This window comes from Sandaracinaceae bacterium (assembly GCA_020633055.1).
Taxonomy (GTDB): Bacteria; Myxococcota_A; Polyangia; order Polyangiales; family Houyiibacteriaceae; genus JADJJE01.
This window is the reverse complement of record JACKEJ010000011.1, coordinates 198,074-220,440: the sequence shown is the minus strand read 5'-3', so window position 1 is coordinate 220,440 and position 22,367 is coordinate 198,074. Positions and strand designations below refer to the sequence as shown.

The window sequence follows — 22,367 nt, the reverse complement described above, 5'->3', positions numbered from 1 at the left end:
TCGTCCACCGCGCGACGAGCTCGTGGCAGACCTCGCGACCGTACCAGACGGCGCTCGGCGCGCCGCCGGATCAGAGCAGCTCGTCGTGCAGGGCCACCGCCACGCCGGGTGCGCCCGACGTACCAGACATGCCGAGGGACAGCCCGCCGGCGCCCCCGCCGCCGCCGCTCCCAGAGGGGAACAGGGTGTTGCCGACGCCGTAGCCGGACGCCTGCGTGTGTTGATGCAGGTAGATGCCGTAGCTGGAGCCGCCGGCGCCGCCGCCTCCCCCTCCGCCGTGGCCTCCCGCACCCCCAGGTCCGCCGGGACCCCCGAGGCCGAGCACGGCGGACCACGTTCCATCGACACCGCCGCCCGACCCGCCGACGCTGCCCTCGCCCCCAGGGCCGCCGGTGCCACCGGCGCCCCCATCGCCGCCGGCGCCCGCGAGAATGGTGTTCCCCATCAAGACCGGCAGGCTGGCGCTCGGGACGCTGAACACGATGTACACGCCGAACGAGCCGCCTCCGGGTTGGCCGCCTCCTCCGCCAGTGCCGCCGCAGCCACCGGAGCCCCCGCCCCCGCCGCTGCCGCCCAGCGCGTCGCCCGCACCCGCCACGCAGACCAGCGTGAGGTCCGCGCCGCCGCCCGCTCCACCGCCGCCGCCGCCGCCGCCGTGCCGCCCGCCTCCGCCTCCCGTCCCGGCCGCGCCGCGCCACTCTCCCGCCACAGGCCCCGACGTCGAGCCTCCCCCAGCGCCGCCCGGCACCGAAGCCCCTGGGGTACCCGCGCCGCCCATGGAGCCGTGCGCGCTGAACCCGCCGGTGTTGAAGACCACGCACTGCGAAGCGACCCGATCATGGCCCCCGTCGCCCCCCGCGCCCGCTGCGCCGCCGCCGAGCGCCTGTGAACCCATGGCGCCGCTGCCCTGCGCGGTGTTGTCGGTGGGGCACACCGCTCCGGCGCCGGCCCCGCCCGACACGAGAACGGCGCCGCAGGTGCGCACCCCGCCCGCCCCGCAAGACGCGTTGGAAAGCTCCCCCGCGGCGTCGAAGCACAGCGGCTGGTTGCCTGGGACGTTGGAGGCGCCCTGGCAGTTGGTGATGGAGGCCGTTTGGATGGCGCGCTCACCTGGCTGGCCGTCCACGCCATCGCTGCCCTCCGCGCCCGGCGCGCCGGGGTCCCCGTCGGCCCCGTTGGCCGCGACGATGTAGTTGTCGCGCAGCGCGAGCTGGGACGACGCGTCGCGGATCCAGATCGCGTAGCTGTTGGCCGAGCTCGTGGTGGCGTTCACGCCGTGCACCGTGAAGCCCTCGAAGGAGGTGGGCAGCGTGATGTCCTGGGCCACCACGGCGCGGGTGTGCCCGGCCGACGGGAGGGGCCGCACCGTGCTCACGTTGGCGGCGACGTCGCGCTCCCACGTGGTGGGATGGTGACCGCCCAGCACCCGCACGCCGTTCACCAGCGAGACGGTCTCGGCATAGAGCCCCGCCGCTACCAACACGCGCGTCCGCAGCGTCCGATCGGCTTCCGCGAGGCCGAAGCCGATCGAGCGGCAAGGGTACGCGCCCGCCAGCGTCCCGACCGGCCCGACCCCGCAGCCGACCTCATCCACAGCGGCGATGTCGTTCGCGGACACGTAGATCGCGTCTGCGCCGAGCTCGAACTCGCACCCGTCGCCTGGGAGGCCGTTCAGGTCGTAGCGGCCGGACGCACAGCCCATCGGACCGGCGTCGGAGGAGCCGCTGTCGGAGCTCGCGTCCGCGCCGGCGTCGGTCGACGCATCCGCGCCAGCGTCGGTCGAGGCGGACGCGTCCCCCGCGCTGGCGTCGTCGCTCGCGTCCAGCGCCGTCGTCGCGTCCCCCGGGGTCGCATCGTGGCTGCCGTCCGGCATCGTCGTCGCGTCGACCGCAGCGTCTTGGCCCGTGGCCGCGTCGTCGACGCTCTGCGTCCCCCCGCAGCCCAGCGACATCCAACTCACCACGCCTCCCAGCGCGGCCACCAGAACGCAGTGACGCATGGCGGGACTGTACGGGCTCGTCGCGACGCTGGCTACCCCGCACGCGCTGGTCCGACACGCGGCGCATACGGCAGGCCATGCGCGACGGAACGGTGCCGTGCTTCGAGTTCGGATTCGACGGAGACGACCGCATGGCGCTCGTGGAAGGGGCGCTGCCGCTCGCACCACGCCACGTGCCTGGCGTGACAGGTGCCGTTCGAGTCGCCGCCTCTGGTCTCACTGCTTGCGCGCGCCGCGCGCACCGGAATCGCGCTAGGCTCGCTGGGATGCGCGCTGCTTCGTTGACACCTGATCACGTGACCGCGCCCTGGGACGTGGCCGTCGTGGGCGCCGGGCTCGGTGGGCTCGCGGCCGCCATCGACCTCGCGCGGGCGGGGCGGCGTGTGGTGGTGGTTCGGCCCGCGGGCGTGCACGCCACGTATGGCGAGAGCCTGGACTGGGAGTCGAACCGGTTGCTGAGCCAGCTGGGGCTCGACCTCGCCGCGCTGGTGCGCGCGGACCACGCTACGTGGAAGCGCGGCGCGGTGGCCAGCTACGCGCCGACGCGGGCGCGCATGACCATCGGCTTCGCCTGGTTCTACCGCGCGCTGATGCGTCTGGTGGGGCGCAGCCAACCCACGGCGCACGTGGACATGGCGGTCGCACGCGCCGCGCTCGAGGGCGTGGCGCGCGAGGCCGGGGTCATGTTGCTCGAGGACCGCGTGCAGCGCGTGGCGTGCGACGGAGACCGCGTCCTCGGGCTGCTTCTGGCGCAGGGCGAGCGCGTGGAGGCGGGCCACTACCTGGACGCCAGCGGCCGGACGCGCGTGCTCGCGAGGGCCCTGCCCGTGACCACCGAGCCCTTCGGGGAGCGCAAGGTCGCGTTCTCCGCGCGATCACCCCACGAGTACGACCAGCTCGGCACGCAGATCTTCCTCGACGACCAGGGTGACTTCGTGCGCTGGTGCTGGGGCATCCACCTCGGCGCTGCGCGCGTGGACGTAGGCGTGGCGCTCCTCGCGCGTGAGGTGGCGCTGCTGCGGCGCGAGCGCACGGACCTCGCCAGCGCGCTGCTGGCGCGCGCCCACCGGCACGAGCGGCTGCGCTGGCTCACGCTCGAGTGGGCCGAGCAGGCGAGCGCGCACGCGTGCACCTACCAGGACGACGTGAGCACCCGACTGCGCGGGCCCAACTGGTGGCTGCTGGGGGAGGCCGCGGCGGTGATCGACCCCATTGTGTCGGGCGGGGTGACCTTCGCGCTGCGCAGTGGGTTCGCCGCCGCGCGCGCCATCCGGACGGGCGACGCGGACCTCGCCGCGCGCCTCGAGCGCAAGCTGCGCATGCATGCGCGCACCACCAACACGCTGGTGGAACACGTGTGGTACCGGTCCTCCATCCGAAAAGGCATGGGGCTCGCGTGGAACGTGCTGTCCATCCTGGTGCCCAACTTCAACCTCAACCACCTGCACGCGCGCGGCTGGGCCAGCTCCGCGCTGGGGGTGCGGCTGCTCGCCAAGCTGCATCAGGGCCTCGACTGGTTCATCCCGCGCTACGCCCAGCGGCTCGAGCGGCGGAGTCGCCGCCTGCAGGGTCGGGCGCCGGGGCCACCGTTGCTGACGGGGAGCACCGAGCCATGAGCCTCGAGATCCTACAAGACCCGCGTGTACGTGCCACCGAGCACCGCGACCTGCACGGCATGGGCGCGGCGCAGACGGCGCTCGAGCTGCTCATGGGGCTGCCGTTCCTGCTGGGCACGTGGGCCTGCGCAGCGCGTGGCTTCTGGCTCGCGTCGCTCGGGCTCGCCTTCGTGTTCTTCCTGGTGGGGCTGCGCCTCGTGCACGACGCCTTCCACCGCAACCTGGGGCTCTCGCGGGCCGGGCACGACGCGCTGCTGGTGGTCATGAGCGTGCTGATGGGCGCCGCCATGCACGCCATCCAGTTCAACCACCTGCGCCACCACGCGCACTGCATGGACGACGAGGACGTGGAGGCCTTCGGCGCGCGGCTGCCTGCGCACAAGGCGCTGCTCTATGGGCCCTACTTCCCGTGGCTGCTGCACCGACACGCGCTCCTGCACGGCGGACCGCGCGTGCGTCGCTTCATGGCGCTGGAGCTCGGCCTGTGGCTCGCGCTGGTGGTGCTGGCCCTCGCGCTGCCCCTGCCGCTGCTGCGCTTCCACCTCGGAGTGATGCTGCTGGGTCAGTGCCTGACCGCGTTCTTCGCCGTGTGGACGGTGCACCACGACTGCGACCGCTCGCACTACATCGCGCGCACCATCCGCGGTCGGCTGAAGAGCGTGCTGACGTTCAACATGTTCTACCACGTGGAGCACCATCTCTTTCCGCGGGTGCCCACCTACCGCCTGCCGGAGCTGGCGCGGCGGCTGGACCAGCGCGCGCCCGAGCTGTCTTCGCGGCGCGTGTTCTGAGGGACCATGACGCGGCAGGCGCAGGTGCTGGTGTTGGGGGCGTCGGGGGAGCTGGGCGCGCGCGTGGTGCGGCTGCTCGGAACGCTCGCGCCCCAGGTGCCGTGTGTCCGCGCGTCGCGTCGAGGGCGAGAGGGGTGCTTGGCCCTGGACGTCACGCAGCCCCCGCCCGCCGGGCTGCTGGGCGCGGGGGACGTGGTCATCGACGTGGTGGGCCCCTACGAGCACGACCCGAGCGCGTGGGTACGGGCGTGCGGGGCGGCGCAGGCTCACTTCGTGGACCTCAGCGAGCGCCCCGAGTTCATCGAGCGCGTGGCGCGCGCGGGCGAGGACAGCCCTTGCGCCGTGCTCTCGGGCTGCTCCACCGTGCCGGCCCTCGCGGCGTCGCTGCTGCGGGACATGGCGGACGGCGCGCCGGATGGCGACGACACCGAGCGCGTGGAGGTGCTGCTGTCCATGGGCTCACGCCACCGGCCCTCGCGCGGCTTGGTCTACAGCTTGTTGCGGCCGCTCGGTCGCGCGCTGCCCGAGGACCCCAAGGCGCGCGCCTTCCGCGGCCTGACCACGCGCACCCTCACGTCGGGTGTGCGACGCCGCTATGGGCGCTTCCCGTGCCCCGACCTCGGGCTCGGCTGCCCGGTGCGCTTCTGGTCGGGCTTTGATCGCGGCGCGCTGGTCTGGGCGCTGTCCGCCGTCAGCTGGGTCACGCCGTGGGTGCCCAGCTGGCTCCTGCTCCGGGTCGCCGCTCCGCTTTCGCGCGTGGCGGCGGTCGCCTCGCTGGTGGGTGGCGAGGCCGGGAGCTTGCGCCTCGAGCGACACCGTCGCGATGGAGCACCCGACGTCTTGGAGATCCACGCGGCGCGTGACGGTCTCGACGTGCCCGCGCTCCCTGCGGTCTGGGCGGCCATGCGCCTGGTCGGCCAGACGACCTCGCGCGCACGGCGCCTGGACGAGGTCATCGACGCCCCTGCGCAGCGCGCCGCCCTCGAGCAGAGCGGCTACGTGGTGCACCGGCCCTCCGTGAGCCGTTCGCGCTAGATCGACGGACGCCCAAGCGCGTTCGAGGGTCCGCATGCGGCGTTGCTGCGAGCTCCGGAACTCGACCCTTGCCGTGTGGCGCATCGCCCGGCGCACCATCGATGCGTTCTATCGGGCCCGCGCGCGCAGCGTGGGCCCTCGAGGGCATCACGACGTCGCACACCCCGGCAGCATCATGGCCATTCAGCGCTTCGGCGGTGCCCTCAACCTCAACGTGCACTTTCACGCCGTGTACATGGACGGCGCCTTCGTGGAGCGCAGCGACGGGTCCCTGCGCTTTCTCGAGGCCCTCGCGCCGAGCGCGGACGAGCTGGAGACCCTGCTCGCGACGATCAAGACGCGCGTCACCCACCTCGCCCACAGCCGCGGACTCGCCGAGGTGGACGCCGACGACGCGGCCCTCCGGCTCCCTGGGATGGGCGAGGTCTACAGCGACGGCGTCATCAACCGCGGCGCGTGGCGTGTGCGCACGAACGACCCCCGGAACCCCAACGCCTTCCACCGACGCAAGGCACACGACCAAGGCTTCGACCTCGACGCGCACATCACCGTTGGCGCAGGCGCTCGCGCCGAGCTGGAGCGCATGGTCCGCTACATCCTGCGGCCGCCGCTGAAGGAGCAGCGCCTCACCCTCGAGACCCAGAGCGTTCTCCTCGAACTCAAGACCCCCTGGCGCGACGGAACTACCCACATCCGCATGAGCCGCGAGCGCTTCATCGACCGTCTCGTCGCCTTGGTCCCACCGCCCGCCGCCAACACCCTCCTCTACGGGGACATCCTCGCCGCCAACGCCCGCCTGCGGGCTCTAGCGACGGGATACGGTCGCCCAGGCGTCACGCGGTCCAAACGGGCCCCGCCTCGCTCTGCCCCGCGACACGCGCGCAACACCGCCTGGGCCGAGCTAATGCGCCACAGCTTCGGCCTCGACGTCCTCGCGTGCCCCCACTGCGGCGGCCGCATGCGCCACGTCGCCACCGTCCTGCGCACCACCAGCATCCGTGCGATCCTCGAGCACCAAGGGCATCTCCTGCCGGACCCCCGCGCCGGGCCGCTGTCGCACCCCGGAGACACTGTCTACGAGCTCGACGAGCCAACCCAGCTCGACCTGTTCGACGACAACTCCCAAGAGCCCGCCGAGCACGCCTGGTGAGCTTCTCCGGAAGGCCTCAACAGGCACCCCTGCGTCCGCACACCCAGCCGCAGCCCTCGTCTCGCCGCAAGCGCCCCGAGTGTGGCAACCTGGAGGCGTCAGCGAGCACTTCATGCGCGCTGACCGGCGGCGTATTGCGCAGAAGACGGATTAGGTAAACTCCCCGGCTCCTCCCCGGAGGAGCTTCATGTTTCCTATGAGCGGCACCATCTTCGGCGCAGTCTTCATCAGCATCGCCTCCATCCGCCTGGTCTACGCAGGACGCGAGCAGGCCTCACGCAAGCTCGACTGGTGGGCCTTCGTCGGGCTGGGGCTCCTCTACGTCATCGCGAACGTCGTGGTGGTGCGGCTCCACGGCTGAACGACCACGCGTGACACCCTTGATGGCGGCCCTCCGGACGACTGGCAGCGGCTACCAGACGTCGCCCAGGTCGGCGGCGGGCGGTGGGACGCAAGCGAGCTGTCGCGACGCGTACTCGTCGATGGTGCGACGTGTCTGTTCGAGCTGATCGACGCGGACGTTGGCGCGCCCGGATCGGAGCTGGTCGCAGGACGTCGCGGTGAAGGCCTGCGCGAGCAGGTGGTCGGTGAGCAGCGATGCCCCCGCGTCACTCGCGCGGAAGGCCTCGGGGAGCGCGTGGTACCGCGCGAGGCTCTCTTCGGCGGAGCGCCTGGCCGCGAGCACCGCTGCGACCTCGACGCTCGCGAGCCACTCGCGTGCGCGCGGCGGGGACCGGTAGGCGAAGACGTCCGGTAGCGGCAGCGCAAGCAGCGCGCGGTCTTCCGAGAGCAAGGCACACGCGCGCGAGTCGTCGGCGGGGGGCGGTACGTCGAACCGTGCGTTCACGCGCGCGACCTGCGCCTCGACTTCAGCGCGTAGCGAGCAGATCCCCTCGTCGTCTGGATGGAGGGCGACGTACCAACGCGTGAGCGACGCCCCCTGCCGCGCGCGAACCTCCACGGACGAGCTCCGCCACACCGCGACGGCCTCTGCGTCCCGTCCTGCGAGGGCGCGCAAGGCGGTCTCCGCGGCCCGTGCTTGCTCGGCCAGCGCGGAGGTCGCAGGGATGCGAGCCACTTCGCTGGCTGCGGCATCCAAGATGGCGCGCGCGGCGTCTCCGTGGAAGCGGGGAGAGTCGTAGACGTGCTCGCGGACGGCGTCCGCTTCCGCGACGGCGAGATGAGCGAGCAGGAGCTGTGCATGCTCCCCCCGAGGACCGCCGCCCGCCACGAGCGTCTGCAGCGCGGTCCTGGCAGCGGCCGCGCTCGCCTCGTCGTCCTGCTGCAGGGCGAGCAGCGCCGCGAGGAAGCTCAGCTCCTCGCTGCCTCCCGGCGCGAGCAGCGCACGGCGGTGCGCCTCGGAGCCGACGTCCGCGGCGAGCATCAGGCTCAGCACGGCCTCCCGCGTGCTGGCAGGCGCGCTCGCGACGGCCTCGGCCCAGCGCGCTGGAGAAGCATCCACCACGAGCGGGATCCAGCTCTGTGCCGGACCCGCGCGGCCCGACACGAGCAGGCGCAGCGCGGCCAGTTCCTCGAGCGCCGAGGGGCCGGCGTCGGCTGGCGCGAGGACCTCCGCAGCGAACGCGAGGACGCCTGGCTCGAGGCCCAGCTGAGCCGCCGCGCGGGCCCCGAGCAAGCAGGCGGCGCGGCGCTCTTCTGCCGCCACATCGGGGGCACGGAAGGGCTGGAGCGCCATGAGGACGCGCAGCGCGTCGTCGCGGGGCACGTCGGCGAGGGCTGCGTCCACAGCGGGGTGGGCCGCGCTCGACAGCGCCTCGTCGATGCTGCACGACACGCCTTCCGGCGGCGCGACGGTATCGCCCGTCGCTGGCCCAGGCCCGCGCGCTGCGCAAGCCTGCCCCCCGAAGAGCCAGCCGAGCAACAGCGCGCCCGCGCCAAGGCGGGCGAGGACGCTCGGGGGAGCGCGCCGGCTCGGCAGGGTCCGTGCGTCGACTGCGGTGTGGTTCCTCGTCGTCATCGGCTCCCCGTTCTAACGCGTCTCCGCCCACGCTCGCTCGGTTTTGACGAGCTGCCCGGAAAGCGGTGTCCTATGCTGGCAGCGTGTGTGGGTCTCTCGTGAGGTTGGCTTGGTTGGGCAGCGCGCTCGCGCTGTCCGCGTGTGAGGCCGGCGGCGGGTCGTTGTACGGCGACGTGCCTGCCGACGCGGCGACTCTCGACGCGACACTGCCCCGCGACCAAGCAACCTCGGATGTGGGCCCTGACGCGGACCTCGGCGATGCCAGCACGGACGCGGGGACGGCGGACGCGAGCCGAGCGGACGGCGGCTCCGACGCGGGCAGTCCCATCGGCGTGCCCTGCACCGTGCAGGGTGCACCAGGTACCTGCCAGCTCGTGGCCAGCTGCACGCAGGTGACCACGCCCGGGTACTGCCCCGGGCCCGCCGACGTGCGTTGCTGCCACCCCCCCATCCCGCCGAGCGACGCCGGTATGCTGACCGGCGGCGTATTGCGCAGAAGACGGATTTGGTAAACTCCCCGGCTCCTCCCCGGAGGAGCTTCATGTTTCCTATGAGCCTTGCCAGTGCTCCAGCCGCCGCTTGTGCGCGGATGGCCGCGCCTCTCACGGAGTCGTCGGGGTCAGAAGAGCGGGGCCTCGTCCACCACCGGGCGCGCTGGGCTCCACTCCAGGCGGTCGAGTAGTTCCGCGGAGAGCTGCTCGAACGTCCACGCGACAGCGGGAGCGGTCGCGAGCTCCCCCTGGCCGGCCACGACGCCACGTTGGCTTGCGTCGTTGATGATGGAGGTGCGAGGCACCGAGGTGTCGAACAGCAGCCCTGGCTGAAGCGATTCGCACGCCTCTTGAAGGACAGTGGGGGAGGTGGCGCTGCGGGGGTCGAACATGTTCAACACGACGCCCACCAGCTTGGGGGCTGGGGTCACTGCCCCGATGGCGCGTTGAAAGTGCTCCGACGCCCGCAGCGCGAGCGGCTCGGCTTGGAGCACGCCCATGACGTGGGTCGCGCAGCCCAACATGATGCGGGTTCCGCCGTAGACACCACCCGGCGTGTCGAGCACGACGACGTCTGCGTCGCAGGCCACCTGGGCGAGCAGGGCGCGCCACGCCTGTCGGTGTTGCTGCGCGTTCTCGACCTGGTCGATGGACAGTGTCTGCCCTCCGGCGGGCAGCACACGGAGGCCGTTCATGCGGGTGGTGATGATCGCGTCGGTGAGGCTGGCCGCACCACAGATGACGTCAAAAGCACCCTTGGATATACGGCGATGGGCGTTGACCGCGGCCGACACCCCCCCGTTGGGGTCGGAGTCCACAAGGGTGACCCGGAGCCCACGGCGTGCCATCGCGACTGCTAGGTTCATCGCGAGCGTGGTCTTGCCGACGCCGCCCTTCGCGGAAGCCACGGCGAGGATGATTGCGGCCTTCGCGGACGACGCCTGCGTGGGTTCCACCCGCTGTGCGACAGGGGCGGCGGCAGCGACCGGCGCGGCGGTGGCGACAGGGGCGGCGGTGGCGACAGGGGCGGCGGCAGCGACCGGCGCGGCGGTGGCGACAGGGGCGGCGGCAGCGACCGGCGCGGCAACCGCGGGCCGCACAATTGCTGGGGGGGGAAAGCTCGACTTACGGGTGCTGCCACCCATCTGCACAGGCGCCACCACCCCCGTCTCGTGAACGCTGGGGCCGCCTGCAGGCAGATTTCGCAAGAGTGAGATCCGGTCACTGTCGCGGCCGAGAGACGCAAGGAGCGCGCGCAGGTCGCCAAGTGGCTCGGTCGCCGGGAGACCGTGGACGCTACGCACTTGGAACGTACCGCCTCGGTGCGCCACGAACCCCTCGAGGGCGTCGAGGCCCCTCGCCTGGCCGAAATCGACTGACAGCACCTTTCCGCTGCGAATCGACATCTGGCCGATTCGCAGTGTGTCGTCGAGCAACTCGACGATGTTCGTCTGCCGGCCGATTCCCACGACCTGCACCAAGGGCAATACTCCGCCGCTAGGGACGGGCCCTTTCAGAACGACGGCGTCTTCCATCAAGCGTTTCCGATTTGGCTGGTTCGGATGCGCTTGGCCTCGTCCACCGAGTAGCGCCCGAGAATCATGGTGTTGGAGATCAGCAACATGGCCTGCGTCCATGCAACGCTGGCGTCCTCGTTGAACGCTTTGCCAAGCCCGTAGTCCAACGTCCAAAGCAGCGAATCCAGGACGGGCTCGTACGCCTCGTCCGGGATCTCGTAGAGGTTTGAGTGCCTGCGCCCAAGCGCGAGCAGCACGAGGAAGAGGTCATCATCAGGCGGGACGTCATCCGACCACGACGCGCCACCCCACTGCAGCGACCGTACGACGAAGGCCAGCATCTGGAGCAGCTTCTGCTTCTGACTCGCCATATCCTCGCCGAACAGCGCCTTGTATTCCGGGCGGAGTTGGAAGAGGCGGCGGTAAAACAGGTCGGCGATGGTGTCCGCGATGGGCACCGCCAAGCGCCAGTTCTCAGTGATGAGGGCTTTCTGCTCGTCGGTCAGCATGCCCGCTAAGCTGGCATGACGTTGTCATGGAGTAAACCCCGTGCTTGTGAAATCGATACGAATCGAATCCCAGACGGCGGCCACACTATGTATCCTCCACGCCGGCCCATGACCCCCCCAGTCGATCGGAACGTTGGCCGCTGCATTGGCGGCGACTTCGACGTGCAGCGCTTCATCGCTGCCGGCGGTATCGGCTCGGTGTACGAGGCCACCCAGCGGTCCACCGGAAAACCACGCGCCATCAAGCTGATGCACGGCTGGCTCGCCTCCGACGACAAGATGCGCGGTCGCTTCATCGACGAAGCGCGCATCGCTGGGAGCCTCGACAGCGACCACGTTGTGGAGATCGTGTCCGCGGGCATCGACGACGAGCTCGGGGTGCCCTGGATCGCTATGGAGCTCCTGCGGGGTCAGACCCTCGCCGACTTCATCAACAACCACGGGGCTCTCTCGCTGGCCGACTGTTGCGAAGTCCTCACCCAGGCACGTCATGGCCTCCAGATGGCGCACGAACGCCACCTCGTTCATCGCGACCTCAAGCCCGACAACCTCTTCGTCGCCGACCCTCGGCGCCTTGGTGTTCCATTCACCATCAAGGTCCTGGATTTTGGCATCGCGAAGTGGGTTCAAGACGCGCGCGACGGGAACAAGAATTCGCAGGTCATCGGCACTCCGCTGTGGATGGCGCCGGAGCAGCTCTCGCAAGTCGCGAGCATCGCACCGGCGACCGACGTGTGGGCCATCGGCCTGCTGGCGTTCTGGATGCTCACGGGCCACGAGTATTGGCTCACCGCGAGTGATCCTGACAGCACGGTCAGCTCCATGATTGTCGAGCTGGTCGCTGGTGCGTGCGCGACCGCCTCTCAGCGAATCGAGGAGCTGGGTGCGCAGTCGCCTTTCCCGGAAGGCTTCGACGAGTGGTTCGCGCGCTGCACGCAGATCGATTCCTTGCAGCGTTTCCCAGACGCCGCTACGTGCATCGACGCGCTCGAGCCTCTGCTCCGCGCGCGGCCTCCGCACGACCAACGCGCCGCTGAAGGCTCGCTGAGCGCGTCCGTCAGCAGGGCTGTACCAAGCACCCGGGAGCTCGACGCAGCCTTCGAAAGCCTCGCCCCGAGTGTCATCCGCTCGGCGGACTTCCAAGCTCACGCCCAGACGGCCGCGCTGGACGTGTCCTCGCTCGTCGCGGGCCCGCCGGTGTTGGCGGGGTCGGCTGCCCCTCCGACGCCGCGCCTGACCGTGCGCCGGCTGGCGGCTGGTGAGCCGGAGAACCTGCTCTGGGCCGGTACAGAAGGGGCCCGACGTTTCCTTCCCCTAGCGGAGCTGCTCTCGACCGCGCTGCCGGTTGGGGCGGCGCGCCGCTCCGGGCGTCAGGTCACGGTTGGCGCAGGCGACGCAGTCGAGCTGCCGGCACGGACCTTTCCAGACCGGATTCAGGCGGCCGTGCGGCACGTCTGCTTGGTCTTGGGGGTCTACCCGGCCTCGACCCTCGTCGAGGCCGGCCGGCCGAGCGAGGCGTTCACCATCGAGTCCGTCACGCCACCCCGGCTCGGTGTGTCGCCAGCTCTGTTGGAGGAGGTGTCCACCGAGCGGCTGCGGGCCCACGCGGCAGTCGCCGTGGCGCGCACGCTCCCGGCGTTCGCCGTGCGCGGGTTGCTCGACTCCGCCGACGCGCTCGAGTCAGCACGCAAGGCGGCCCTCACCCTCGCGCGCGGCGCGGTGTCGGGGAGCCCACTCTACCGGCCCCTTGTTTCGCATCTTGGTCCTCGCCGGAACGAACTCGCGGAAGCCCTGGAGCTTGCCGAGGACACCTCTGCGCAAGACTTCTGGTGCGGGGTCGAGCTCACCGTCGCGCGCCTCGCGCTCCTCTGCTCGGTCGACCACGAAGCCGTCCTCCACGCGACGGGCGCCGTTCCCTTCACGGAATCCTCCGACAGCGTCCTCGCCGAGCTGCGACGTTTCGAGCAGTCACCCAACTTCGACGGATTCTGGTACCAGCCCTCGAACTGACGGCGTGTCCTCGGTCGGCTCCGCGCGTGCGATGAGCACGTGCCTCCTACGCGGCGTAGGAGCGGCGATCGTGGTCGCATCCCTCCCGCCGCTCTCCACCGTTGCGCGGTCTTGGACGATGGCGTGCGAGTGGCTCACATCTGCATGCATCCACCCTGGCCGTGACCTCCGCCGCCTCTGCCGTGGCCTCCGCCGCCCCGGCCCCTTCCGTGACCTCCGCCGCCCCGGCCGTGGCCGCCACCACACCGTTCGTGTTCGCTGCCGATGATCGACGCGTAGCGTTCAGCGTCGAGGTAGTGAGGGGAGTAGGTGTCGCCTCGGCGTGTCAGTTGGCGCGCAAACGCGCGCATGTGATTGCGTGAGCCGCACGCGAGCATGTCCCCCTGTGTCAGCGTGAGTTGTCGCCTCGGCCGGGCGCATAGCTCGGCCCCAGACCCCACCACATGACCTCGGGGGCGAGGCAGGCAAGGACCCGATGGGTCGATATTCGAACGAGTTCAAGCAGAGCATGATCCGTAAGCTGATGTTGCCAGGCGGGCCCTCCGCGACGGCGCTGGCGGAGACCAGCGGGGTCTCCCAGGCCACCCTCTCGCGGTGGCTGCGAGAAGCCGCTAGCGTAGCGCTCGTGGCAAACGACACCGACAAGAAGCCGCCCCCTCGGGAGGGCCGCCGCCCGGAGGATTGGTCTCCGGACGAGCGGCTCCGGGTGGTGCGAGAGACCGCGGGGCTGACGGGCGCAGAGCTCGGTAAGTACCTGCGCCGGGAGGGCCTGCACGAGGCCACCGTGAGCGAGTGGCGGGGGCAGGCGCTGGCCGCTCTCGGAGGCAACCGCGCACGGACGAAGGAGCAGAAGCGCATCCGCGAGCTCGAGCGCGAGCTCACGCGCAAGGACAAGGCGCTGGCGGAGACGGCGGCGCTGCTGGTGCTCGCAAAAAAAGTCCACGCGCTCTGGGGGGACGAGGACGACGACACACCGGGGAAGAGCGGCAAGTGATCCTCTCCCTCGTCGATGAAGCCGTCCGCTCCGGAGCGCGTCACCAGAAGGCCTGCGAGGTCGTCGAGCTGCCCGCGCGGACACTCCAGCGCTGGCGCGAGCAGGGCCCCGAGGGCGGGGATGACCGCCGCAAGGGGGCGAAGACGCCGCCGGCCAACAAGCTGAGTGAGGCGGAGCGCGCGAAGGTGGTGGAGGTCGCCACGAGTGCGCCCATGCGGGACCTCTCGCCGCGGCAGATCGTGCCGCGCCTCGCCGACCAGGGCGACTACCTGTGCTCGGAGTCCACCATGTACCGGGTGCTCGAGGAGCACGGCCTGAAGGCGCATCGTGGGCCCGTGAAGGCGCGCACGAACAAGCGCCCGAAGGCCCGCGTGGCGACGGGCCCGAACCAGCTTCTCTGCTGGGACATCACGTACCTTCCCGCTGCGGTCCGCGGGAAGTTCTACTACCTGTACGTTTTCCTCGACGTGTGGAGCCGCAAGATCGTGGGCTGGGGCGTGAACGAGCAGGAGTCCGACGACTTCGCCTGACCGGCGGCGTATTGCGCAGAAGACGGATTGAACGAAGCCGCTCCGCGGCAGGCCTGATGTCGCGCGGCTGAGGGACATCGCGACGTTCAGGGGCGCGGCTGCTTCATCGGACCGACGCTGTGGATTGAGCCCGTCCATCGGGGACGTGGCCAAGCCATGGAGGCGAGCGATGGGCGAAGTACGAGACCGAATGGAGCAGGACCTGTTCCTGCGCGGGGTGGCGGCGAACACGCGGGAGACGTACCTGCGGTACGCGAAGCAGTTCGTGGCGTTCCACAGGCGGGACGCGCGCCAGCTGGACACGGAAGACGTGCGCGCGTGGGTGATGCATCTTCGAGGAGCAGGTCGTGCTCCGAGGAGCATCAACGTGGCGCTCAGCGCGCTGCGCTTCCTGTTCGGGGTGACGTTGCGTCGCCCCGAAGTCATGCACTCGATCCGCCGCGTGGTGGAGCACGACACGCAGCCCGCCATCCTCTCCGGCAGCGAGGTGCAGCGGCTGCTCGACGCCATCGAGCGCCCTCGCGACCGTGCCCTCGTCATGCTGCTCTACGGCTCAGGGCTGCGCATCTCCGAGGCGCTGTCGCTGACGATGACCGACGTGGATTCGGGACGCGGTGTGCTCACCATCCGCCACACGAAGAGCCGTCGCGACCGTATCGTGCCGCTGCCGGCCGTCACGCTCGAGGCGCTGCGAGAGTGGATGCGCCTGCGTCGCCACCGGAGCGAGGGCCTGTTTCCAGGGCGCAAGGGTCGGGCGTCGCTGACGCGCGAGGCGGTGCACAAGCTGCTGCGTCTCGCGGCGGCGCGCGCGGGTCTCACCAAGCGCGTCTATCCGCACCTGCTGCGCCACAGCTTCGCGACCCATTTGCTCGAGCTCGGCGCCGACCTCCGGTCCGTGCAGATTCTGCTGGGGCACCGGTCCATCCAGAGCACCACCCGCTACACGCACTTGTCCGAAGCGCGCCGTCAGTCGCTCGTGAATCCATTGGCCGTGCTCGGGACACCTGACGGGGCACGACTCGCGTAGGACGCCGAGGCGGCAGTCATGGCGCACGAGCACGGGTCTGTGGCCCGGCGCGAGGCTGGGCTGAGTGTGGGTGAGATCGCGCGCGCTCACGGAGAGCGCGTGCGCGCGGAGCATGCGCTGAGCCCGGAGCAGCACAAGGTGCTGCGGGCCATCGAGCGCTGTCGGACGGCGGCGCTCGGCGGGCATCTGCACGCGTGCCCCGCCTGTGGCTTTCAGCAGCCTCGCTACAACTCGTGTCGCAACCGGCACTGCCCGGGGTGCCAGGCGCTCACGCAGCTGCGCTGGCTCGAGGCGAGGCGCGAACGCATCCTCGATACGGGGTACTTCCACGTGGTCTTCACCATTCCCGAGGCGCTGCGCAACCTGTTCGCGCGCGAGCGCCGGGCCATGTACGGGCTCCTGATGGAGGCGGCGCGCCGCAGCCTGCTTGCGATGGCGGCCGACCCGAAGCGGCTCGGTGCGCTGCCCGCCATCACGCTGGTGCTGCACACATGGACCCGCGAGCTGCTCTACCACCCTCACGTGCACGCCGTGGTTAGCGCTGGCGGCTACGACCTCGCCGGTCAGCGCTGGGTTCCGGTGCGCCGCAACGGCCGGTACCTCTTCCCCGTGAGGGCTCTCGCCAAGCTCGTCCGAGGCATGGTGCGTGAGGTCATCCTGCCGGCGCTCGACGCGGGCACGCTGGTGTTGCCGCCCGACGAGGTGGAGCCCGTGCGGCGCGCGCTCTTCGAGACGAGGTGGCACGTCTACGCGAAGGCGCCGTTCGCGGGGGCGCAGCAGGTCTTCGGTTACCTCGGGCGCTACACGCATCGCGTCGGCGTCTCGAACGCCCGCCTCATCCGCTACGACGGCGAGGCGGTGACCTTCGCCACCAAGGACGGGAAGACCTGCACGCTCCACGCGGTGGACTTCCTCGCTCGCCTCCTGCGCCACACCTTGCCCAGGGGCTTCCACAAGATCCGTCATGCTGGCCTCGTCTCCACCAATCACGTCCGCGCCCTCTCCCTCGCGCGCGCACAGGCCGCTCTCGCTGGCGCCTCGACGTCTGCACGTGGGGTGGAGCTCGACGCGCGCCAGAGCCCGCGCACTTGGGTCGAACTCATGCTGGCCCTCCACGGCCGTGACCCATTGCGCTGCCCCCACTGCGACACGCCGCTGCTCGTGCTCCCGTTGTCGACGTCGATGCCGACGCGCGTTGAAGGGATCGACTCGTCATGACCCTCGCTCGCGACGTGCACGTGCGTGCCTCACGCAGCGACAGGCCGTCTGCTGCGGTGGTGGCGCTCGTCCGTCCGGCGATGGCGCCGTGCCGCGCACGTGGGACGGGCGGCGGCGACCCGGTGGATCTCACCTGGCTGCCTCCCCGCACCCGGAAGCGTCTCGTCCCAAGCCCCCGCCGAGGCCTCATCGCCTCGCGGTGCCCGCCGCGATTGGCCCATAGCCGACCGCTCGCGCCTGGGTGATGCTCCGCGGCTCCGTTCAACGGCGCCTCGGCGAACCGCGCCTCACCCGCGCTGGCCGTCCTGCAGCTTGCGCGGGGCGCGCTTCACCGAATCGCTATTACTTAGGTAAACTCCCCGCCACCTCCTGGAGGAACTTCATGTTTCCTACGAGCCGAACGCCGGGCACGCGGAGCGAGCGGCGACGCTGCGGGCCAAGGCGACCGACTGAGGTTCGGCTGTCGTGGTTCGTTGGTGCGCAACGGTCACTGGAGCCGACCGAAAACCCTGGGGTATGGCACAACCTCACCCACCGTACGTTGCGAACTGCATGCATAACATGCATAATGCATGCATGCCTGTCTCCATCACCATACGCGATGTCCCCGACGAGGTCCGTGACGAGCTGGCCGCACGTGCCGCCTGGGCCGGACGCTCGCTGCAGGAGCACCTGCGCGTGACCTTGATCGAGATCGCGCATCGACCGACCGCCGAGGCCCTCGTTGCTCAGATGCGCGCACGCAAGGCGACGACCGGGACCACGATCGGTTCCGCCGAGATCCTTCGGCACCGCGACGAAGACCGCCGATGACTCGCGTGCTGGACGCCTCGGTGGTGGTCGCCGCGTTGGTCGACCAGGGACCAGACGGTCGGTGGGCCGAGGCCGAGCTGCTGGACGCCCAGCTGGCCGCCCCACACCTCCTTCTGGTCGAGGTCGCCAGCATCCTGCGACGCATGGCGCGGGCGGGACAGATCTCGGACGACATCGCCGCGTTGGCACACGACGACCTGTTGCGGCTGCCGGTCGAGCTCTTCCCCTACGAACCCGTCGCAGCCCGAGCGTGGGAGCTGCGGCCGAACCTCACCAGCTACGACGCGTGGTACGTCGCGCTGGCCGAGCAGCTGGAAGCACCACTCGCCACCCTGGACGCCCGGCTCCGTGGCGCCGTGGGGCCCACGTGCGCGTTCCGAACGCCGCCCTGAACACGTTGGCCGTGGCCGCGTGATGTCGCGCCCGCGCACGCTCGCGCCCTCGACGCAACTCGCCAGCTTCACCGCTGCCTCGCGCTCGGCCGCCGTGTACCTCCGCTTCGACCCCGTATTCGACGTGCTCGTCATCCTCGGTCTCAACCTGTCCGCTCGCCGCTTACACCGTCCGCGTCCTTACCGCGCACACCCCTGGACGCCGTCTTCGAGTAGACCGCGCCGGACACGAGCGACGCGCGGCAACACGCCGGACGACGCGCACGAGTGCGGTCAGTTCATCGGCGCGCGGCGACGCCTGCCCAGTCCCCACAATTCTGTCCTAGGGCGTCCACCGAGGTGTCAGCGTGCGTGGACCGAGGGGACGAGCGCGGCGAGGCGCGCCTGCCATGCGTCGGACGCCCATCGCTCGGGGAAGCAGCGCTCCAAGAGCTCGAGCATGATCGCGACCGCCGTCGAAGCCCCTGGGGATGCGCCGAGGAGCGCGGCGACGCTGCCGTCGGCGCTGGTGACGACCTCCGTCCCGAAGCGCAGCTCGCCGCCGCCGCGCCCGTCGCTCTTGAGGATCTGCACGCGGAGGCCCGCCACCTGCACCTCCCAGTCTTCGTCGCGGCCGCTCGGGCAGAAGCGCCGCAGGTGCACCATGCGCTCGGCATCGGACAGCATCGCCTGCCCCGCGAGGTAGAGCGTCAGGTCGAGGTTCGCGAGGCCAGCCCCGACCATGGTCCCGACGTTGTGGATGCCGATGGACCCGAGGAGGTCGGTCCACGAGCCCGTCTTGAGGAACTTGGTGGTGATGCCCGCGTAGGGGCCGAAGAGCAGCTGTCGCTCGCCGTCGATGAAGCGGGTGTCGAGGTGGGGCACCGACATGGGCGGCGCGCCGACCTGGGCCTGCCCGTACACCTTGGCCTCGTGGCGCGCGATGACCGCGGGGTTCGTGCAGCGCATGAACTGACCGCTCACGGGGAACGCGCCGTAGCCCTTCGCCTCTGGGATCCCCGTTGCCTCGAGCAGGTCGAGCGAGTAGCCGCCGGCGCCGATGAAGAGGAAGCGCGCGCGCACCTCGTACTCGAGGTCCTTCGCGAGGTCGCGAACGCCGATCAGCCAGCGATCCCCGTCGCGCGCGATGTCGACGACCTCGGTGCTGAGGTGCACGTCCGTGCGCGGGGTCCGGTCGAGCCAGTCGATCAGCTCGCGGGTCAGGAGCCCGAAGTTCACGTCGGCGCCGCGCCGCATCCGCGTGGCCGCGACACGCTCGGCCGGGTCGCGACCGTCGACGAGCAGCGGCGCCCACTCGGCGATGGCGGCGCGCTCCTCGGTGTACTCCATGTCGCGGAAGCGGGGCGTCTCCCGCAGCGCAGCTGCGCGGTCACGCAGGAAGTCGACGTCGTCCCCGGTGACGAAGCTGATGTGCGGCACGCGTCGAACGAAGGCGGGCGAGTCGGGGAGGTCGCCCGCCGCGACGAGCGCCTGCCAGAGTTCGAGGCTCTGCGCGAACTGCGCGGCGATCTTCTGGGCCTTCTTGCAGTCGACGCGCCCGTCCTGGCCCCGCGGCGTGTAGTTCAGCTCGCAGTAGCCCGAGTGCCCCGTCCCGGCGTTGTTCCAGGCGTCCGAGCTCTCCGCTGCGGCGCGATCGAGGCGCTCGAAGACGACGAGATGCAGGTCGGGATCGAGCTTCCGCAGCAACGCGCCGAGGGTCGCGCTCATGATCCCCGCCCCGATCAGGACGACGTCGCGGTCGTGGTTCGCCATGGGCAGGAGCGTACATCGAGTTGGCGCGAGCTGACTCCAGCCATCCGAACGAGAGGCTGACTCACGGTCCGGCGACGGACGCTCGCCCGATGGGGAGCGGTGCAATCACTGCCACGCGCGACACGTTGGTGTTCACTGCGCGCGACCAGCGTCGTTGTGTGCGAGCCAATAGTTGGCACGTGACGCCATGAAGGGACGCCCGAGCGCAAGATACGCGTCGCGCATGGCCTCGACCGTCGGCGCCCAGGCCGGGCTCTCGGCTCGCGTGGCCTTGAGCACGAGCAAGGCGGCCGCCGGGCGCCCCGCCGCGAGGTGCTGACGTGCGACGGCGATGTGGTCGTCTTCGTACCACGCGGGGTCGATCTCGATGGGCGCGTCGCCGAAGGCCGATGCGTCTGCCAAGACACCCGTGCCGTCAGGCGAGGGCTCGAAGCGATAGCCGCTGGGGACGTGCGGAGCGATGACGCGGGTCGAGCGAGCGCCCGCCGAAATGTCCGTGCGATCGAGGCGTGGGGCGAGCCCCGCGGCGGCGCACACGGAAGCCCAGTTGGGCTTGGTCACGGGAGACGGCATGTGGTCCTTCTCGTACAGCTCCCAGTAGCGCTCCGCGCCCACCATCATGTTCTCGAGCGCCTCACGGGTGCTGTCGCCCAACCAGCGCGCGCCGCCTTCGTCACCGGGGGCGAAGCTCACGCACGAGTACGTCGAGGGATCCTGGTGCTCGTCCAGCACGGCCCAGCCATACGAGAGGCCACTCCCGCCGTTCCAGCCGAAAGGCACCACCTCGAAAGGGTGATTCGGGTACTGGAGCTCGCCGTTAGCGGCCCTGCCGAAGAGCGAAGGATCCAGGTTGGCGCAGTTCAGCACGGCACCGCATGCAGAGTCGATCCGGGACGCCCTCGATGGTTCCCGGCGACGCGGTCGCTCGAGAGGAAACGTGGCGCCCCACTCCATGACGGCCGACAGAATGGTCGGCATGCGATGGACGGGGTGCCCCGCGTGCAGTGTCTCCATGCGCTCGAGTGTACGTCAACGCGCAGACGTGGTCTGCGGATGCACGCGCCTCAGCGCGGCGAGAGGTCCACCAGCAGCGACAGGCCCCCGTGCACGAGCGTCATGTTGTACGTGCCGTTCGCCAAGTCGAAGTCACTGCCGACAACGTGGCGTTCGAGCACGTGCTGCACGCCCAGGTCGACCAACAACGACACATTGCCGCTCACCCGGTACGCGCCACCGAGCCCGCCCACCAATCGGTCACCGTCGGGCGAGGCAGCGTCGATCGTGCTGTCAGGGCTCGCCGCTTGGCGGTACCCGCCCCGCAGCCAAAAGCGCAGGTCGGGCCGGGGTGCCCAGCGCAGGATGCCGTCGAGTCCCAGCGTGTTGCGCCAGCGGCGCGGCAGACGGACCGTGGTGGTGTCCGGGATGCCCACGGCGGGCTGCGCCAGGTCGGGGGAGCGCAGCGTGACCTTGAAGTCCTCCACCATGGACCAGAAGGTGTACGCGACGTCCACGCCGAGCCCGACCTGCTCGCTGACGTCGTAGCTGGCCGCGAAGCGCAGCGAGCGCGGGAGAGGGAAGCTCAAGACGGCGTCGCCGCGCACCCGCGGCTGATAGGCGAGGCCCTGGCTGGCCAGGTCCTGCGTGAAGAAGTCGTCGTCCATGTCCAGCTCGAACCGCCCCCGGAAGTCCATCGGCGCGGAGTGCTGGTAGGTGAGCCCCAGGCGCAGGCCCTCCACGGGCTCCGAGCCGATGCCGACGTTGAACGTGATGGCGTGCGCGAACCCGCGCCGCAGGACGATGCGACGCGCCATCACGTCCAGCTCGCGGACGCCCACGGGTGCGTTCGGGCCGAAGTCGTTGGCCTGCGCGATGGGTGGGTTCGCGAGCGCCTGCGCCACGTCGTCCACCGTCGCGAAGTCCTGCACGCGGCTCAGCTCCGCGAAGCCGAGCACGTAGCTGACGCCCGCGCCGAGCGTGAACGCGTCGTGGAAGCGGTAGGCAAGCGTCGGCGTGAAGAAGACCGTGGCGATGGTGGCCTGCTGCAGCTGAAAGCGCTGCGGTCCGTCGTCGTCGAAGTCGATCACGGCGGCGTACGGCGCGTAGGCGCCAAACCCGGCGACCAAGCCCGAGTCCCCGAGAGGCAGCGTGACGAACGCCGAAGGCGCGAGCGCGATGGGGCGCGCCTCCACCGCCTCGGCGCGTCCCGTGCGCCCCTGGTCGATGGCGGACGGATCGACGGGTAGGGCGAAGTCGAGCGAGTCGGAGCGCTGATAGGTCCCGCGGTACTCGCGCTGGTAGCGGATGCGACCGAAGACCAAGTTGCCGCCGAGGAAGATGTGCCCCCCGTCGTTCGCGTAGGCCGTCATGGCGGGGTTGAAGTGCACGGCGGTGGGGTCCACCGTCGCGGCGGACGCGTCGCCCGTGCCGACCGGAGCGGTCGCGAGCCCCTGGGCGCGCAGCGGGTTCGGGCCGAGCAGCGCGGCCAAGGCGAGGCACGCCAGCGCGCGCCCATGCCAGCGCATGGTGTCGGCCGGGAGTTTCATGG

The 22,367-nt window shown here is 70.8% G+C and carries 21 protein-coding genes; 13 read left to right on the top strand and 8 right to left on the bottom strand.

All coding sequences use genetic code 11. The features are described 5' to 3' along the window. Nucleotides 1-70: 70 nt before the first annotated feature. Nucleotides 71-1,999, bottom strand: coding sequence for a hypothetical protein (locus H6726_25440; GenBank protein MCB9661016.1), 1,929 nt, complete (start codon nt 1,997-1,999; stop codon nt 71-73). Between the two features lie 296 nt (nt 2,000-2,295). Between H6726_25440 and H6726_25435 the strand changes: the two genes are divergently transcribed. From H6726_25435 to H6726_25415, 5 genes are all read left to right on the top strand, one after another. Beyond that, nucleotides 2,296-3,615, top strand: a complete 1,320-nt coding sequence (locus tag H6726_25435; GenBank protein ID MCB9661015.1) for a tryptophan 7-halogenase — start codon at nt 2,296-2,298, stop codon at nt 3,613-3,615. Further along, the gene (locus H6726_25430) at nt 3,612-4,406 is read left to right on the top strand and encodes a fatty acid desaturase (protein ID MCB9661014.1); all 795 of its coding nucleotides are present in this window, start codon (nt 3,612-3,614) and stop codon (nt 4,404-4,406) included. The genes H6726_25435 and H6726_25430 overlap by 4 nt, the downstream gene beginning before the upstream one ends. Before the next feature lie 6 nt (nt 4,407-4,412). Further along, nucleotides 4,413-5,441 carry a hypothetical protein gene (locus tag H6726_25425; GenBank protein MCB9661013.1) on the top strand — a complete coding sequence of 343 codons (1,029 nt, stop codon included), beginning with the start codon at nt 4,413-4,415 and terminating at the stop codon, nt 5,439-5,441. A 34-nt stretch (nt 5,442-5,475) separates the two neighbouring features. Beyond that, complete coding sequence (locus H6726_25420; GenBank protein MCB9661012.1) at nt 5,476-6,591, top strand: transposase; 1,116 nt, start codon at nt 5,476-5,478, stop codon at nt 6,589-6,591. A gap of 196 nt (nt 6,592-6,787) precedes the next feature. After that, nucleotides 6,788-6,952 carry a hypothetical protein gene (locus tag H6726_25415; GenBank protein MCB9661011.1) on the top strand — a complete coding sequence of 55 codons (165 nt, stop codon included), beginning with the start codon at nt 6,788-6,790 and terminating at the stop codon, nt 6,950-6,952. Between the two features lie 51 nt (nt 6,953-7,003). Here the strand turns inward: H6726_25415 and H6726_25410 are convergent, their stop codons facing one another. Next, nucleotides 7,004-8,569 (bottom strand): hypothetical protein, encoded by a 1,566-nt coding sequence (locus H6726_25410; GenBank protein ID MCB9661010.1) that lies wholly within the window; start codon nt 8,567-8,569, stop codon nt 7,004-7,006. An 83-nt stretch (nt 8,570-8,652) separates the two neighbouring features. On the opposite strand from H6726_25410, the gene H6726_25405 reads away from it, so the two are divergent. After that, nucleotides 8,653-9,081, top strand: a complete 429-nt coding sequence (locus H6726_25405) for a hypothetical protein (protein MCB9661009.1) — start codon at nt 8,653-8,655, stop codon at nt 9,079-9,081. Between the two features lie 107 nt (nt 9,082-9,188). Here H6726_25405 and H6726_25400 read toward each other — a convergent pair whose 3' ends face one another. Both H6726_25400 and H6726_25395 read right to left on the bottom strand, forming a co-directional pair. Beyond that, a complete protein-coding gene (locus H6726_25400) occupies nt 9,189-10,697 on the bottom strand; it encodes a ParA family protein (GenBank protein MCB9661008.1) in 1,509 nt (502 codons plus the stop codon). Further along, nucleotides 10,595-11,086 (bottom strand): nitric oxide dioxygenase, encoded by a 492-nt coding sequence (locus H6726_25395; GenBank protein ID MCB9661007.1) that lies wholly within the window; start codon nt 11,084-11,086, stop codon nt 10,595-10,597. The genes H6726_25400 and H6726_25395 overlap by 103 nt, the downstream gene beginning before the upstream one ends. A gap of 15 nt (nt 11,087-11,101) precedes the next feature. Here H6726_25395 and H6726_25390 point away from each other — a divergent pair, with 15 nt between their 5' ends. Continuing rightward, entirely contained in the window at nt 11,102-13,096 is a 1,995-nt protein-coding gene (locus tag H6726_25390; GenBank protein MCB9661006.1) for a serine/threonine protein kinase, read from the top strand. A 134-nt stretch (nt 13,097-13,230) separates the two neighbouring features. Here H6726_25390 and H6726_25385 read toward each other — a convergent pair whose 3' ends face one another. Continuing rightward, the gene (locus H6726_25385; protein ID MCB9661005.1) at nt 13,231-13,446 is read right to left on the bottom strand and encodes a hypothetical protein; all 216 of its coding nucleotides are present in this window, start codon (nt 13,444-13,446) and stop codon (nt 13,231-13,233) included. A 125-nt stretch (nt 13,447-13,571) separates the two neighbouring features. Between H6726_25385 and H6726_25380 the strand changes: the two genes are divergently transcribed. From H6726_25380 to H6726_25355, 6 genes are all read left to right on the top strand, one after another. Next, complete coding sequence (locus tag H6726_25380; protein MCB9661004.1) at nt 13,572-14,090, top strand: transposase; 519 nt, start codon at nt 13,572-13,574, stop codon at nt 14,088-14,090. Then, nucleotides 14,087-14,620: a transposase gene (locus tag H6726_25375; GenBank protein MCB9661003.1), complete on the top strand. Its 534-nt coding sequence runs from the start codon at nt 14,087-14,089 to the stop codon at nt 14,618-14,620. Before H6726_25380 ends, H6726_25375 begins: the two co-directional genes overlap by 4 nt. Nucleotides 14,621-14,789: 169 nt before the next feature. Further along, nucleotides 14,790-15,647, top strand: a complete 858-nt coding sequence (locus H6726_25370; GenBank protein ID MCB9661002.1) for a tyrosine-type recombinase/integrase — start codon at nt 14,790-14,792, stop codon at nt 15,645-15,647. Nucleotides 15,648-15,665: 18 nt separating this feature from the next. Continuing rightward, nucleotides 15,666-16,865 carry a transposase gene (locus H6726_25365; GenBank protein MCB9661001.1) on the top strand — a complete coding sequence of 400 codons (1,200 nt, stop codon included), beginning with the start codon at nt 15,666-15,668 and terminating at the stop codon, nt 16,863-16,865. A 576-nt stretch (nt 16,866-17,441) separates the two neighbouring features. Then, nucleotides 17,442-17,678, top strand: a complete 237-nt coding sequence (locus H6726_25360; protein ID MCB9661000.1) for a hypothetical protein — start codon at nt 17,442-17,444, stop codon at nt 17,676-17,678. After that, the gene (locus H6726_25355; GenBank protein ID MCB9660999.1) at nt 17,675-18,070 is read left to right on the top strand and encodes a type II toxin-antitoxin system VapC family toxin; all 396 of its coding nucleotides are present in this window, start codon (nt 17,675-17,677) and stop codon (nt 18,068-18,070) included. The genes H6726_25360 and H6726_25355 overlap by 4 nt, the downstream gene beginning before the upstream one ends. Nucleotides 18,071-18,412: 342 nt before the next feature. Here H6726_25355 and mqo read toward each other — a convergent pair whose 3' ends face one another. The 3 genes from mqo to H6726_25340 form a co-directional block, all read right to left on the bottom strand. Next, nucleotides 18,413-19,822, bottom strand: coding sequence for a malate dehydrogenase (quinone) (mqo, locus tag H6726_25350; GenBank protein ID MCB9660998.1), 1,410 nt, complete (start codon nt 19,820-19,822; stop codon nt 18,413-18,415). A 132-nt stretch (nt 19,823-19,954) separates the two neighbouring features. Further along, complete coding sequence (locus tag H6726_25345) at nt 19,955-20,836, bottom strand: hypothetical protein (protein MCB9660997.1); 882 nt, start codon at nt 20,834-20,836, stop codon at nt 19,955-19,957. A 50-nt stretch (nt 20,837-20,886) separates the two neighbouring features. Then, complete coding sequence (locus H6726_25340) at nt 20,887-22,365, bottom strand: outer membrane protein transport protein (protein ID MCB9660996.1); 1,479 nt, start codon at nt 22,363-22,365, stop codon at nt 20,887-20,889. Nucleotides 22,366-22,367: the final 2 nt, after the last annotated feature.

Bases quoted from the DNA above. Each gene is read 5' to 3' on its own strand.
- H6726_25400 (MCB9661008.1), bottom strand. From the start codon at position 10,697: ATGGACGCAGGCCATGTTGCTGATCTCCAACACCATGATTCTCGGGCG.
- H6726_25385 (MCB9661005.1), bottom strand. From the start codon at position 13,446: ATGCGCGCGTTTGCGCGCCAACTGACACGCCGAGGCGACACCTACTCC.
- H6726_25430 (MCB9661014.1), top strand. From the start codon at position 3,612: ATGAGCCTCGAGATCCTACAAGACCCGCGTGTACGTGCCACCGAGCAC.
- H6726_25410 (MCB9661010.1), bottom strand. From the start codon at position 8,569: ATGACGACGAGGAACCACACCGCAGTCGACGCACGGACCCTGCCGAGC.
- H6726_25340 (MCB9660996.1), bottom strand. From the start codon at position 22,365: ATGAAACTCCCGGCCGACACCATGCGCTGGCATGGGCGCGCGCTGGCG.
- H6726_25440 (MCB9661016.1), bottom strand. From the start codon at position 1,999: ATGCGTCACTGCGTTCTGGTGGCCGCGCTGGGAGGCGTGGTGAGTTGG.
- H6726_25360 (MCB9661000.1), top strand. From the start codon at position 17,442: ATGCCTGTCTCCATCACCATACGCGATGTCCCCGACGAGGTCCGTGAC.
- H6726_25355 (MCB9660999.1), top strand. From the start codon at position 17,675: ATGACTCGCGTGCTGGACGCCTCGGTGGTGGTCGCCGCGTTGGTCGAC.
- H6726_25345 (MCB9660997.1), bottom strand. From the start codon at position 20,836: ATGGAGACACTGCACGCGGGGCACCCCGTCCATCGCATGCCGACCATT.
- H6726_25425 (MCB9661013.1), top strand. From the start codon at position 4,413: ATGACGCGGCAGGCGCAGGTGCTGGTGTTGGGGGCGTCGGGGGAGCTG.
- H6726_25365 (MCB9661001.1), top strand. From the start codon at position 15,666: ATGGCGCACGAGCACGGGTCTGTGGCCCGGCGCGAGGCTGGGCTGAGT.
- H6726_25390 (MCB9661006.1), top strand. From the start codon at position 11,102: ATGACGTTGTCATGGAGTAAACCCCGTGCTTGTGAAATCGATACGAAT.
- H6726_25420 (MCB9661012.1), top strand. From the start codon at position 5,476: ATGCGGCGTTGCTGCGAGCTCCGGAACTCGACCCTTGCCGTGTGGCGC.
- mqo (MCB9660998.1), bottom strand. From the start codon at position 19,822: ATGGCGAACCACGACCGCGACGTCGTCCTGATCGGGGCGGGGATCATG.
- H6726_25415 (MCB9661011.1), top strand. From the start codon at position 6,788: ATGAGCGGCACCATCTTCGGCGCAGTCTTCATCAGCATCGCCTCCATC.
- H6726_25380 (MCB9661004.1), top strand. From the start codon at position 13,572: ATGGGTCGATATTCGAACGAGTTCAAGCAGAGCATGATCCGTAAGCTG.
- H6726_25370 (MCB9661002.1), top strand. From the start codon at position 14,790: ATGGGCGAAGTACGAGACCGAATGGAGCAGGACCTGTTCCTGCGCGGG.
- H6726_25395 (MCB9661007.1), bottom strand. From the start codon at position 11,086: ATGCTGACCGACGAGCAGAAAGCCCTCATCACTGAGAACTGGCGCTTG.